This is a genomic window from Streptomyces griseorubiginosus, from assembly GCF_017614965.1.
GTDB classification, from domain to species: Bacteria; Actinomycetota; Actinomycetes; order Streptomycetales; family Streptomycetaceae; genus Streptomyces; species Streptomyces griseorubiginosus_B.
On the sequence record NZ_WVUG01000058.1, the window covers coordinates 1 to 12,813 of the forward strand.

Here is a 12,813-nt window from a genome sequence, read left to right on the forward strand (position 1 = left end):
CGCGCCCACCGAGGAGTGCGCGGGGTCGATGGTCCACGCCCCCGGCGGCGGCAGCTCGGTGCCGCCCTGCCGGGCCAGCGTCACGTTCCCGAGCTCGGCCCGGCCGCTCGCGGTGACGATCGCCGTGTGCCGGCTGTCGGTCAGGCCGCCCGCGTCCGCGTGCAGATGGACGACGGTGTGTCCGAACTGCTCGTGGTAGCGGTGCACCTTGTCGATGACCTGCTGCGGGCTGCCGATCAGGGCCGAGCTGCGCTCGACGAAGTCCTCCAGGGTCTCGAAGACGACCGGCAGTCCGGCCTTCTTGAAGAACGCCAGGTTGGCCTCGAACAGCGGCCGGTAGGCGGCGAGCGCCTCCTGCGAGGTGGGGGCGACGTAGATGCCCGCCGTGCCGGCGCCGACGGCGATCCGCGCCGGATCGTGGCCGTAGTGCTCCCAGCGCTCGCGGTAGTGACGGATCAACTCGGCATAGGGCTCGATGGGGTTGGTGACGTTCGCCGAGAACAGCGGGTCGCCGTAGCGGGCGGCCAGGTCCACCGACTCCTTGCTGGTGGCGCTGCCGTGCCACACGCGCACCGGCCGCTGGTAGGGCCGCGGCCACACCTCGGCGTCGGTCAGCGGAGGCCGGAAGCGGGTCGCCGCGGTGACCTTGTCCTGGCGCCAGATCTGCCGGAACACCTCGTAGCTCTCCGCGTTGCGGTCCCACTGGTCCTCGGGCGTGACGTGGAACAGCTCGCGCTGGGCGGCGCCGTTGCCCTTGCCGATGATCAGCTCCAGACGGCCGCCCGACAGATGGTCGAGGGTGGCGTAGTCCTCGTAGGCGCGTACCGGGTCCAGCAGGCTGAGCGTGGTGACCGCGGTGAACAGCCGGATGCGTTGGGTGAGGGCGGCCACATGGCTCAGGACGACGGTCGGCGACGAGGAGATGAACGGCCGCTCGTGCCGCTCCCCCACGCCGAAGCCGTCGAAGCCCAGTTCCTCCGCGAGCAGGGCGTTGTCGAGCACCTCGCGGAAACGGTCGTGGGTCGGCTTCAGCTCGCCGGTGACCGGATCCGGCCGGTGGACGATGAGGGTGATCGCCAGGAACTTCACGACGCGACCCGGTCGTCGGCGGCGTCGGGGTGTGCGAGGCCCAGGTGGTGGCGGAGGGTGGGGCCCTCGTACTCGGTGCGGAAGACGCCCTGTTCCTGCAGCAGCGGGACGACCTTGTCGGCGAAGTCGTCGAGGCCCCCCGGGGTGATGTGCGGGACGAGGATGAAGCCGTCGCTGGCGTCGGCCTGGACGTAGTCGTTGATGGTCCTGGCGATGGTCGCCGGGGAGCCGACGAAGGTCTGCCGGTTGCCGGTGTTGATGACCAGATCCCGGATGGACCAGTTGTTGGCGGCGGCCAGTTCGCGCCACTCGCGGGCGGTGGCCAGCGGGTCGCGGTACATCCGCACCTGGGCGCGGCCCTTGGAGATGTGGTCACCGCTGACGTCCGGGTCGATGTCGGGCAGCGGACCCTCCGGGTCGTAGGAGGACAGGTCCCGGTTCCAGACGAACTCCAGGTGCTTGATGGCGGTGGCCCCGCTGACCTGCTGGCGGCGCACCTCCCTGGCGAGTTCCTCCGCCTCGGCGTCGGTGTCGGCGAGCGCGAAGGAGGCGGCGGGCAGGATCAGCAACTGGTCAGGACGGCGGCCGTACTTGGCGAGACGGTTCTTGACGTCCGTGTAGAAGGCCTGGCCGTCGGTCAGGGTGGCGTGCCGGCTGAAGATGGCGTCGGCGGAGGAGGCGGCGAACTCCCGGCCCTCCTCGGAGTCGCCGGCCTGGAAGATGACGGGACGGCCCTGCGGGGAGCGCGGGACGTTGAACTGGCCGTGGATGTCGAAGTGCTGGCCCGTGTGCACGAAGGAGCCGGCCTTGGCGTCGCGCAGGAAGACGCCGGTGGCCTGGTCGGCGATGATCTCGTCGCCGTGCCAGGAGTCGAAGAGTTCGTTCGCGGTGGCCAGGAACTCCTTGGCGCGGGAGTAGCGCTCCTGCTGCGGGAGGAAGCCGCCGCGGCGGAAGTTCTCGCCGGTGAAGGCGTCCCAGGAGGTGACGACGTTCCAGGCGGAGCGGCCGCCGGAGAGGTGGTCGAGGCTGGCGAACTGGCGGGCGACCTCGTAGGGCTCGTTGAAGGTGGAGTTGATGGTGCCGGTCAGACCGAGGTGCTCGGTGACGGCGGCGAGCGCGGCGAGGACCGTGAAGGTGTCGGGGCGCCCGACCACGTCCAAGTCGTATATTTTTCCGCCCTGTTCACGCAGGCGCAGGCCCTCGGCGAGGAACAGGAAGTCGAACCTGGCGCGTTCGGCGGTCCGCGCGAAGTGCGCGAAGGAGTCGAACTCGATGTGGCTGCCGGCCTTCGGGTCGCTCCACACGGTGGTGTTGTTGACGCCCGGGAAGTGCGCGGCCAGATGGATCTGCTTCAGCGGCTTGCTGGTCATGTCGGTGCGGTCCTTCCGGCTTCAGGCGGCGGCGTAGCGGTTGGCGGGGCGGGCGAGACCGAGCAGGCCGCGCAGGGTGTCGGCCTCGTAGGCGGTACGGAAGACGCCCCGGCGCTGGAGTTCGGGGACCAGGCCGCGGGTGACGGCGGGCAGGTCGTGCCCGGCGACGGCGGGCCGCAGCCGGAACCCGGTCAGGCCCTCCGCTGCCAACTCCTGCAGCAGATCGGCGAGTTGGGCGGGCGTACCGGTGAAGACGCGGGCGTCGCTGGTGTACGGCTCCCCCGCGAGGGCGTCGAGACGTGCGCGGCGGTCCTCCGCGGCGGACTGCTCGTCGTCCAGGAAGACCACCAGGTCACCGAAGACGTGGAGGAGTTCACCGGCGCGTCCGGCCGCCTCCTGCTCGGCGCGGATCTCGGCGACGATCGCCCGGGCGTCCTCGGCGTCCCGCGGGGTGACGTAGCCGACGTCGGCCTGGCGGGCCACCAGCCGGTAGGGCACGGTCTGGTGGGCGAGGGCGGTGACCAGCGGCTGGCCCTGCGGCGGGCGCGGGGTGATGGACGGGCCCTTGACGCTGAAGTGCCTGCCCTCGAAGTCGATGTAGTGCAGCTTGTCCCGGTCGATGAAACGGCCGGTGGCGACGTCCCGGATCTCCGCGTCGTCCTCCCAGCTGTCCCAGAGCCGGCGCACGACCTCGACGTAGTCGGCGGCCTCGTCGAAGAGGTCGGTGAGCCGTTCCTGCCCGGCCGGGCTCCGCAGTTCGCCCAGGTCGATCGGCGGGAAGGTGCGGCGTCCGAAGTGGTCGGCCTCGTGGGGGCGGGCGGAGATCTGCACCCGCAGACCCGCGCGGCCGGTGCTGACGTAGTCGAGGGTGGCGATCGCCTTGGAGATGTGGAAGGGCTCCGTGTGGGTGGCGATCACGGTCGGGACCAGGCCGATGTGCCGGGTCAGGGGCGCGATGCGGGACGCGGTGAGTACGGCGTCGAGGCGGCCGCGCACCTGGTCGGTGCGGCCGTCGAGCTCGCCGAACTGCGAGGACTGCAGGCCGAGTCCGTCCTCGAGGGTGACGAAGTCCAGCAGGCCGCGTTCGGCCTCGGCGACCAGGTCGGCCCAGTATCCGGCGGTGAACAGGTCCCGGGGGCGGGCGACTTGCTCGCGCCAGGAGGCGGGATGCCAGCCGGTGCCGTCGAGGGCGACGGCAAGGTGCAGGGGGGAAGCGGGAGTTGCGGACACGAGGGTGCCTTCCTGGAGGTCCGTACGAGATCGCCGGCCCGCGGGAGTCGGGGCGCACGGCGGCTGGGGAAACGGGGTCAGGAGCTACAGAGGGAGCCGGCGACGCGCTGCAGGTCGATGTGGGGCCGGGAGTGGAGGCGGACGGCACGGAGTACACGTGTCATGTGTCGCACCTCCGTCCGCGCGGGCCGAGCACTCGCCTTCGACAAGGACAACGGCACGGCTATGCCGTTTCTTCCAGCGCGGCGGCCCCGGTGTGCCGGACGAGCGAGAAGACGGTACGGCGGCGCAGGGTGAACCCGATCGACTCGTACAGCCGGATCGCGTTCGCGTTGGTGGCCGACGCGTGCAGGAAGGGGTGTTCGCCGCGCTCCTTGATGCCGGCGGCGACCGCGCGGACCAGACGGGTGGCCAGGCCCCGGCCGCGGTGGGCGGGGTCGGTGCACACGGCGCTGATCTCCGTCCAGCCCGGCGGGTGCAGGCGCTCGCCGGCCAGGGCGATCAGCCGGCCCTGGTGGCGGATGCCGAGGTAGGTGCCCAGTTCGACGGTGCGGGGCAGGTAGGGGCCCGGCTCGGTGCGGGCGACCAGGTCGAGGATCTCGGGCACGTCGTCGGGGCCGAGCCGTACGGCCTCGGGGTCGGGCTCGGCGCGCAGGGCGGTGTCCACGAGCTGGACGCCGTGCCCGGTGCGCACGACCTCCCAGCCCTCCGCCGCCTCGGTCACGCCCCGCACCGCGGCGGTGCCGCCGGGGCCGACGAGTGCGGCGAGGTCGGCCCAGGCGCGCGGGTCGTCCTCGTCGGAGAGGGCGTGGAAAGGTGCCACGTCCGGCTGGTAGCGGACGGCGTTGCCCACGCGTTCGGCGAAGCGGGCGTGCGGGCCGGTGAGCGCGGCCCAGGCGGGGTTGTCCAGGAGGTGCGAGGAGTTGGCGTCGAGGGCGATGACGGACATGGTGTGGCGGTCTCCGGTGTGCGGCTCGGGATGTCCGGCGCGGGGGCTCCGCCGCGGAGCGGCGGCGGGGCCCCCGGCGCGCGGTGGTCAGGAGTTGTCGAGCGGCAGTCCGGGCGGGTTGACCTCGGACTTGGCCACGGCCTCGTTGGAGAGGTTGTAGGCCTTGAGCCACTCGGCGTACTGACCGTTCTTGATCAGGTAGTTGATGGCGTCGGCGAGCGGCTTGGCCAGGCCGCTGTCCTTCTTCGCGGTGGCCGCGATCAGGCCCTGCAGGCTCGCGCCGGCGCCCGAGTAAGTGCCCGCCGTACGTGTGGCGTTGGGCGTGTTGGCCACCTGGCGGTTGTGGTAGGCGATGCCGGGGTTGGGGCCGAAGTAGGCGTCGATCTTGCCGCTGGACAGGGCCAGGTAGACGCTGTTGCTGTCCTGGAAGTACTTGACGTTGAGCTTCTTGCCCTCCTTGGCCAGCTTCGCCTTCCACTCCAGGAGGATCTTCTCCTGGTTGGTGCCGGAGCCGACGGAGACCGTCTTGCCGGCGAGGTTCTCGTAGTTGCCGTCGAAGTTCCAGGTGCTCTTCTTCGGCACGGTGAAGGCGAGGTTGTCCTGCCGGTAGGAGGCGAACTCGTACTTCTTCTTGCGCTCCTCGGTGTCGGTGACGTTGGAGAAGGCCACGTCGACCTTGCCGCTGTCGATGCCGACGAAGAGGTTCTCCCAGGTGGAGTTCTTCACCTCGGGCTTGAGTCCGAGGACCGTGGCGACCAGGCGGCCGAAGTCGGGCTCGGCGCCGGTGAGGGTCTTCTGGTCGCTGCCCACGTAGGCCAGCGGCGGGAAGCCGGCCGGCAGGGCGCCGATGCCGATCTCCAGCTTGCCGCTCTTCTTGACGGCGGCGGGCAGTTCGGCGCTGATGGACTTGACCTCGGAGACCTTGATGGAGGTCTGCTGGGCGGCGCCGTTGGAGACCTGGCCGATGACGACCGCGCCGGTCTTGGCGGCGGCGTCGGTGGAGGTGGCCGCGTCGCTGTTGCCACCGCAGGCGGCGAGCCCGGTGGCCAGGGAGGCGACGGCGGTCGCCGCGGTGATGCCGCGTATCAGGCTGCGTCGGGTGAACTGGGTGGGCATGGCCGTTCCTTGTCGCTGGAGGTGATGAGGGTGGTGTGGGGGGAGGTCTGAGGGGTGCGGCGGGTCAGAGGACCTTGCTGAGGAAGTCCCTGGTCCGCTCGTGCCGCGGGTTGTCGAGGACCTCGGAGGGCGGGCCCTGCTCGACGATCCGGCCGCCGTCGATGAAGACGACCCGGTCGGCGATCTCGCGGGCGAAGCCGATCTCGTGGGTGACGATGACGAGGGTGGTGCCGCTGGTCGCCAGGTCCTTGATGACGGCGAGCACCTCACCGACCAGTTCGGGGTCGAGGGCGGAGGTGGGCTCGTCGAAGAGGATGACGCCGGGGCGCAGCGCGAGGGCGCGGGCGATGGCGACGCGCTGCTGCTGCCCGCCCGACAGCTGGCGCGGGTAGGCGCCAGTCTTGTCGGCGAGGCCGACGCGGCCGAGGAGTTCCCGGGCGAGCTCCTGCGCTTCGGTCCTGCCGAGCCGGCCGGTGGCGACCGGGGCCGCGGCCACGTTGTCCAGGACGGTGAGGTGCGGGAAGAGGTTGAAGTTCTGGAAGACGAAGCCGATCCGGCTCCGCTGAGTGAGGATGGCCCGCTCGCTGAGCTCCTTCAGCCGCTCCCCCTGCCTGCGTACGCCGATCAGCTCGCCGTTGATGCTGACGTAGCCGATCTCGGGCTTCTCCAGGTGGTTGATGACCCGCAGCAGGGTGGACTTGCCGGAGCCCGAGGGGCCGAGGATCACGGTGACCTCGCCGGGGCGGACGGTCAGGTCGACGCCGTCCAGCACCCGGTGGGTGCCGTACCACTTGTGCACGTCGTGCACCTCGACGGTGGCGGCCTCGACGTCCGCCAGGGCCTCGATGGTGTCGGTGGTCATACGGCGGCCTCCCGGCGGATGCGGGCCCGCAGCTCGGTGAGAGCGGTGCGGAGCTTCTGCAGCGGGGTCGGCGGCAGGCTGCGGGTGGCACCGCGGGCGTAGTGCCGCTCGACGTAGAACTGGATGACGGAGACGACGCTGGTCAGGATCAGGTACCAGACGGTGACGACCAGCAGCAGCGGCACGATGTCGCCGGGATAGGTGGAGCCCATGGTCTGCGCGGAGCCGAACAGGTCGAGCAGGGAGACGTAGAAGACCAGCGAGGTGCCCTTGATCAGGCCGATGAGCTGGTTGACGTAGTTCGGGATGATCGAGCGCAGCGCCTGCGGAAAGACGATCCTGCGGAACTGGTAGCTCTTCGGCAGACCCAGTGCCGCGGCCGCCTCGTGCTGGCCCTGGTCGACGGAGAGGATGCCACCGCGGACGACCTCGGCCGCGTAGGCCGCCTCGTTGAGGCTCAGGCCGACGACGGCGACGACCATGTCGGTGGCGAGTCTCGACTCGTCGAAGGAGAAGAAGGCCGGACCGAAGGGGATGCCGACGCTCAACGTCTTGTACAGGGCGCTGAAGTTGTAGAGGAAGAGCAGCACCACGATGAGCGGGACGGAGCGCAGCGCCCAGATGTACGTCCAGCTGACCGCGCGCAGCACCGGACTCCTCGACAGCCGGGCCAGGGCGAGCAGGATGCCGCCGAGCAGGCCCAACACCGCGCTGTAGGCGGTGACTTCAAGGGTGATCACCAGGCCGTCGAGGATGGTGGGGCGCAGGAACCAGTAGCCCCAGCGGTCCCACTGGTAGAACGGGTTGGTCACCAGCCCGTGCACGAACTGTGCGACCAGGACGAGGACGACCGCGGTGGCGATCCAGCGTCCCGGGCGCCGCAGCGGCAGAACTCGCTGGGCGGTGAGGACTTTTGACGGTTCGTCGGCGGGGGACGTCGGCGCGAGCGTGACGGTGGCGCCAGGGGGTTCACTCATGGTGGGCTCCGGCTGGGTCGGACACCCCGGACGGCGCGGCGGCATGCGGCGGCGGACGCGACAGCGGGGTACCGGGGGCGGGAAGGACGACGGCACACCGCGTTCGCGGTGTTCGTCAGGGGGTGCGGGGGCTGCGGGAAGAGGTCAGCCCCGACAGCGGGCACGGCCCGATGCGGTACACAGTGCGCTGTTCACGCGGAGCAGATCGACGGCGCGATCGGCGACGAGAGGGTTCGGGTACGGCCGTACGCAGCCCTGTGGGCGGCGCGTGGCCGTCCTGGGAGCTGCGTACATGGCGTCACCGTCACTGTTCCGGCCCGTGTGGGCCTCGCGCTTACCGAAAGGTCATCCGGTCCGGTCGTCACCTGGGGCACCCCACCGCGGTGCGAGGGTTGCCGGTCAGCTAGCCAGGGCTTGTCGCTGACGCTCATGACCGTTCTGGTTGCTAGTTAAAACAATTGCCCGAACGTATGTCAACGCCCGTCCACCAGGTGGAACGGCTAACGGGTGCGGTGGGCCGCCCAGTCCAGGATCCGTACGGCCGCTCCGGCGGCCTCCAGTCCCCGGCAGCGGGCGTGGTGACGGCGTTCGATGCCGTCGAGGTCGAGGTGGCCGCCGAACGCCGGGTGGGCGGCGAGCCGGCGTGCGTAGGCCCACAGGGTGGGATGGTCGGCGATGCGCTGGACGGCGGCGGCGTCCAGGTGGTTGCGGTGCACGGTGTCCAGCTGGACCAGCGCGGCCCACAACTCGACGTCGGCCGCGGTGACTTCGTCACGGATCAGGAACGTGCGGCCGGTGAGCCAGCGGTCGAGGGCGCCCAGGGTGTCGAGCAGGGTGGTCAGTGCCGTGTCACACACCACCGCGTCCTCGCCGGCCGACCCGGCCCGCTGCGCCGCCTCCTCGATCCCCTCCCGGCACATCCGCTCCACGGCCTCGATCTCCGACTCCGCGCCGCACGGGTGGAGGGAGGTGCCGCCGGTGGAGAAACGGCGGGCGAGGTCGCGCATGATGTCCGGCGTGTGGGTGCTGACGATCCGTCCGGACCAGTCGTCGCTGAGCACCGGTCCGACGGCCGGTCCGCGGTAGCGGTGGGCGCTGGCCTCGTACAGCGGCCGCAGGGCCGAGTGGCCGCCTTCGGGGCAGTCGGGCACGGCGGGCAGGTGGGTCACCGGACAGACGGTGTCCAGGCCGAGCAGGCTGTGGGTGACGGCGATGCGCAGGCCGTCGGGACAGGCGGTCGACAGATGGAGGCGGTAGCGGCCCGGAACGGCGTAGTGGCCGCTGCGCGCGTCCCGGCCGATGCGGCCCCGGAAGGCGGGCGCGGGTCGGTCGGTGGCGTGGGCGGCGAGCGGTGCGATGGTCATGACTCTCCCCGGGAGCGGGCGCGGACGTACGCGCGGCGGAAGCGACGTCGGGCGGGAATGGGGCGGCGGTCCTGGGAGCAGGGCTCACCCGTGCGCGCCGGACGGGGCGCCCCCAGGGGGCGGTGCCGGCGCGGAAGGGCCGCGGCTCAGCCCTGGGGCCTGATCGCGCTGCAGACTCGCAGCAGATCGATGTGGCGGCGGGAGGTCAGAAGAGGCGAACGGACCACGCGGACGGTGACCGGTTCAAGGCGCCTCATGTTTCCCTACCTATTCACTAGGATTCCCTCAGTGAGTGTCGATCCGACCGCGAACCACGTCAAGAGGGGCGTCCCGCATGGCGGACGCCCCGGTGGACTTTCCCGGTGAGGTCAGCGGAGATGAGCGGTGTCGACGGTCGTGTACTCGCTTCCGACGGCGGTGACCAGGATGTAGCCGGGGTTGCCGTTGCGGTCGACGTAGCACGTGAGGTAGTGGACCGCGGTCACCGTCTGGCGCACGGGATTCTCCGCCACCGCCTTGCGGCAGTCCGCCGCGGTGGGAAGCTTGTCGGAGTTCCAGGAGGCCAGCTTGCCGTTGCTCGCGGCCAGGAAGCCGCCCGAGACGTAGATGGCGTCGGTGCTCGTGCCCGCCGGGACCGGCGGGGTGTGGCTGAAGTCGTAGCCGGTCGGCGTGCCCCCGGGGTCCATCATGCGGAACCCGCGGACCAGCGCTGTCGAGACGGAGGGCTGCGGGCTGGACAGCGCGGCCGTGGTCGCGAGACCGCCGCCCCCGACGAGCGTCACCGCCGCCACGCCGGCGATCACGGGGTGTGCGGAGGCCATGCCGAGCAGCGGGCCGATGACGGGGACCGAGAACTTCAGATGGGTGTTCTTCTGCGTGACCGTGGAGTGGTCGCCCGCGGTCACGGTCGCCGTGGGCGCGTAGTCCCGTGAGCGGCGGCGCGTGGCCCGCTGCGGGGGCAGGTAGGTGTTGTGCTGGACGTTGCCGTCGCCGGCCTGGGCGCCGTTGGTCCGGCTGTTCCTCATCATGGCGGTGCTTTCTGCGGCCCGTGGGTGTCGGTCGGGCGCCTAACCGAACGTGTTGTGCTGGGTGTTGCCGTCGCCGACCTGCACGCCCCGGGCCTCCCGCAGATCGACCCGGTACGTCCCGCGCGGGCCCGCGTCCGGGGCGGTCAGGGCCAGCAGCCGGCGGGCGTGCTCCACGACTTCGGCGTCCACGGCACCGGCCAGGACGAGATCGTGGGCGAGCCCTTCGGCCGATCCGCCCGGCCGGCGCTCCAGCAGCTCGATGCGTTCCAGGGCCCCGGGCCTGGCCGCGAGCCGCCGTACGAGCGCCTGCTTCAGGGCGGCGTAGCACTCGGTCACCGCCGACGAGGCGGCGCCGCTCAGACCGGCCCCCACCCCCGCGGCCAGCGCCTGCGCCACCAGTGTCCCCGGGTCCATCCACCCACCTCCCCTGCGGCTTCCTCGACACCGCACGGTGACGATCACCGGCGCGACGACACGAGGAAGCTATCGGCGGGTCGGCCGGCTCCTCGGGGCTTGAGCGGAGTCGACGCATATCGCACGACCGGCGGCGGGACGCCGCCGTTGTTCGGCCGTTTCCTGCCCGGCGATGCCCGTTCGGCACCGGAGGGACCGTCGTCGCTCCCCAACACGGCGGCCGGCCCGCGGAGTTCACGAGCCGGCCGTCAGCCACGAGCCGGACGCGGACCGGCGGCCGTGAGCGCGGGAGCCTGCGGACGTTGTCACCCACACCGTTGGACCGGGCGAGCCGGGGTGCTGCCGGGGCCGGGCTCAGTGCAGGTCCGCGCCCGCCGGGCTGTCGTCCGTCAGGAAGCCGCCGGACTGGTGCTGCCAGAGCTTGGCATAGGCGCCGGCGGAGGCGAGGAGTTCCTGGTGGGTGCCCTGTTCGACGATCCGGCCGCGGTCGAGGACGACGAGCCGGTCCATGCCGGCGACCGTGCTCAGCCGGTGCGCGACCACCAGCGCGGTCCGCCCCTCCATCAGCCGCCACAGGGCTTCCTGGACGAGGATCTCGCTCTCGGAGTCCAGCGCGCTGGTCGCCTCGTCGAGCAGCAGGATCGGGGCGTCCCGCAGGATCGCCCGGGCCAGCGCGACGCGTTGGCGCTGGCCGCCGGAGAGCTTGACGCCCCGCTCGCCGACCATGGTGTCGAAGCCGTCCGGCAACGCGTCGGCGAACTCCGTGACGTGCGCCGCCCGGGCCGCGCGGCGGATCTCGGCGTCGGTGGCGTCCGGCCGGGCGAAGGCGATGTTCTCCCGCAGCGTGCGGTGGAACATCGCCGGGTCCTGCGGCACGTACGCGATCAGGCCGCGCAGGTCCGCCTGCCGCATCCGGCTGATGTCCTGGCCGCCGATCAGGATGCGGCCCGCGTCGATGTCCATCATCCGCAGCAGCAGCCGGGTCAGCGTCGTCTTGCCCCCGCCGGAGCGGCCGACCAGTCCGATCCTCGTGCCGCTGGGCACGGCCAGGTCGAGACCCTGGAAGAGCGGTTCGCCGCCGCCGTGGGTGAAGTCGACGCGCTCGAAGCGGACGTCGGCCGGTGCCGGCAGCAGCGGCTCGGGGGACGGCGGGTCCAGCACGGTGGGCGGGACCAGCAGCAGCTCGGTGAACTGCGCGGCCTCCGTCATCGAGCTCTCCAGCCGGCGGTAGATCTGGTTGAAGTCGAACATGATCTTCGTGGCGTTGGTGTAGTAGGTGAAGGCGACCACGACCGCCTCCACGCCGTGTCCGCCCCCTCCTAGCGCGACCGCGAGCAACAGGCCCAGCACATTGGTGAGGACGGACATCGGTGCGACCAGGGTGTCGATGCGCAGATTGCCGTAGTCCCACGACCGGAGCATGAGCCGGCGCGAGTCGGCGACCCGCCTGCGGTGCTCGGCGGCCTCGCGCCGCTCGGCGGCGAAGGCGCGGACCGTCTCCATGTTCATCAGACTGTCGGCGACATGGCCCGACACCCGGGCGATCGCCTCCTCGCGCTGGTCGACGATGGCCTGACGGCGCCGGATGAGCGGCGCGACGCACACCGCGGTGACCGCGATCATCGCCAACAGCCCGACGACGAGCCAGGGTTGGTAGCGCCACAGCACCACCGAGCCGAACAGCAGCGGTACGAGGCTGCCCACGATGTTGAAGGTGAGGGTGTCGGCGAACTCCTCGAAGCGGGAGGCGAAGCTGAGCACCCTCTTGGTCAGCGCGCCGGCGAAGTTGTCGTGGAAGAACGCGGCGTCCTTGGCGAACAGTTCGTCCAGGCCGAGGACGTAGAGGTGCTCGATGCCGAGCGCGTCCAGACGGTTGAGGCAGTGCAGCCCGACGCGCCACACTCCCTCCGCGAGCAGCATCACTCCGGCGAAGACGAGGACGTACGGCAGTGTCGCGGCGAGCCTGATGCCGTGGTCGTCGGAGATGCGGGCGACGAGCTTGGCGACGACCAGCGGCGCGAGGTAGTTGAGGCCGATGTTTCCGAGGGCGGGCAGCAGCAGCGCGGGCACCGTCATCCGGCGCAGCCGGGCCAGCTCCCGTCCGTAGTAACGAAGTGCGAGAAGCACGGAGCCCCTGCGCGGCGTGGCCGCGCGAGCATCGGGTAATCCCATTCCGATCCTGAGGTCGCGAGTGCGGGCGGGTCAGGGATGGGAGTGTCCCAGGAACAAACCCGCCTGGTCCAAGCGTTTTCCGGGCAGACCGGCGCAGGCATCGAAAAAACAGCGGGCCTGCCGTCATCGGCAGACCCGCTGCGAAACCGTCGGGACGACAGGATTTGAACCTGCGACCCCTTGACCCCCAGTCAAGTGCGCTACCAAGCTGCGCCACGTCCCGGTGCCTCTTCGCGGGGTGA

General features: G+C 71.1%; 13 protein-coding genes, 1 tRNA gene and 1 riboswitch. All 14 genes read right to left on the minus strand.

The window, feature by feature from the left end; genetic code table 11:
• A partial coding sequence (locus GRC12_RS14060; protein WP_308286550.1) for an LLM class flavin-dependent oxidoreductase occupies positions 1–1,089 on the minus strand: 1,089 nt, incomplete at its 3' end.
• Positions 1,086–2,459, minus strand: a complete 1,374-nt coding sequence (locus GRC12_RS14065) for an NtaA/DmoA family FMN-dependent monooxygenase (RefSeq protein WP_208779577.1) — start codon at positions 2,457–2,459, stop codon at positions 1,086–1,088. The genes GRC12_RS14060 and GRC12_RS14065, both read right to left, overlap by 4 nt.
• A 21-nt stretch (positions 2,460–2,480) precedes the next feature.
• The gene (locus tag GRC12_RS14070) at positions 2,481–3,689 is read right to left on the minus strand and encodes an LLM class flavin-dependent oxidoreductase (protein WP_208779578.1); all 1,209 of its coding nucleotides are present in this window, start codon (positions 3,687–3,689) and stop codon (positions 2,481–2,483) included.
• A gap of 77 nt (positions 3,690–3,766) precedes the next feature.
• A complete protein-coding gene (locus GRC12_RS46925; protein ID WP_319193969.1) occupies positions 3,767–3,853 on the minus strand; it encodes a putative leader peptide in 87 nt (28 codons plus the stop codon).
• 59 nt (positions 3,854–3,912) lie between these two features.
• A complete protein-coding gene (locus tag GRC12_RS14075) occupies positions 3,913–4,638 on the minus strand; it encodes a GNAT family N-acetyltransferase (RefSeq protein WP_208779579.1) in 726 nt (241 codons plus the stop codon).
• A gap of 87 nt (positions 4,639–4,725) precedes the next feature.
• The gene (locus GRC12_RS14080) at positions 4,726–5,754 is read right to left on the minus strand and encodes an ABC transporter substrate-binding protein (RefSeq protein ID WP_208779580.1); all 1,029 of its coding nucleotides are present in this window, start codon (positions 5,752–5,754) and stop codon (positions 4,726–4,728) included.
• Positions 5,755–5,818: 64 nt separating this feature from the next.
• Positions 5,819–6,616 (minus strand): amino acid ABC transporter ATP-binding protein, encoded by a 798-nt coding sequence (locus GRC12_RS14085; protein ID WP_208779581.1) that lies wholly within the window; start codon positions 6,614–6,616, stop codon positions 5,819–5,821.
• On the minus strand, positions 6,613–7,593 hold the full coding sequence (locus GRC12_RS14090; RefSeq protein WP_208779582.1) for an amino acid ABC transporter permease: 981 nt from the start codon (positions 7,591–7,593) through the stop codon (positions 6,613–6,615). The genes GRC12_RS14085 and GRC12_RS14090 overlap by 4 nt, the downstream gene beginning before the upstream one ends.
• 325 nt (positions 7,594–7,918) lie before the next feature.
• Positions 7,919–8,028: riboswitch (SAM riboswitch) on the minus strand.
• A gap of 65 nt (positions 8,029–8,093) precedes the next feature.
• Positions 8,094–8,957 carry a glutathione S-transferase C-terminal domain-containing protein gene (locus tag GRC12_RS14095; RefSeq protein ID WP_208779583.1) on the minus strand — a complete coding sequence of 288 codons (864 nt, stop codon included), beginning with the start codon at positions 8,955–8,957 and terminating at the stop codon, positions 8,094–8,096.
• Positions 8,958–9,103: 146 nt separating this feature from the next.
• Complete coding sequence (locus GRC12_RS46930; RefSeq protein ID WP_355756035.1) at positions 9,104–9,214, minus strand: putative leader peptide; 111 nt, start codon at positions 9,212–9,214, stop codon at positions 9,104–9,106.
• A gap of 111 nt (positions 9,215–9,325) precedes the next feature.
• Positions 9,326–9,985 carry a hypothetical protein gene (locus GRC12_RS14100; RefSeq protein WP_208779584.1) on the minus strand — a complete coding sequence of 220 codons (660 nt, stop codon included), beginning with the start codon at positions 9,983–9,985 and terminating at the stop codon, positions 9,326–9,328.
• 39 nt (positions 9,986–10,024) lie between these two features.
• Positions 10,025–10,399, minus strand: coding sequence for a hypothetical protein (locus GRC12_RS14105; protein ID WP_208779585.1), 375 nt, complete (start codon positions 10,397–10,399; stop codon positions 10,025–10,027).
• 354 nt (positions 10,400–10,753) lie between these two features.
• Positions 10,754–12,571, minus strand: a complete 1,818-nt coding sequence (locus tag GRC12_RS14110; protein ID WP_208779586.1) for an ABC transporter ATP-binding protein — start codon at positions 12,569–12,571, stop codon at positions 10,754–10,756.
• A gap of 149 nt (positions 12,572–12,720) precedes the next feature.
• Positions 12,721–12,794: transfer RNA gene (locus GRC12_RS14115), tRNA-Pro, on the minus strand.
• Positions 12,795–12,813: the final 19 nt, after the last annotated feature.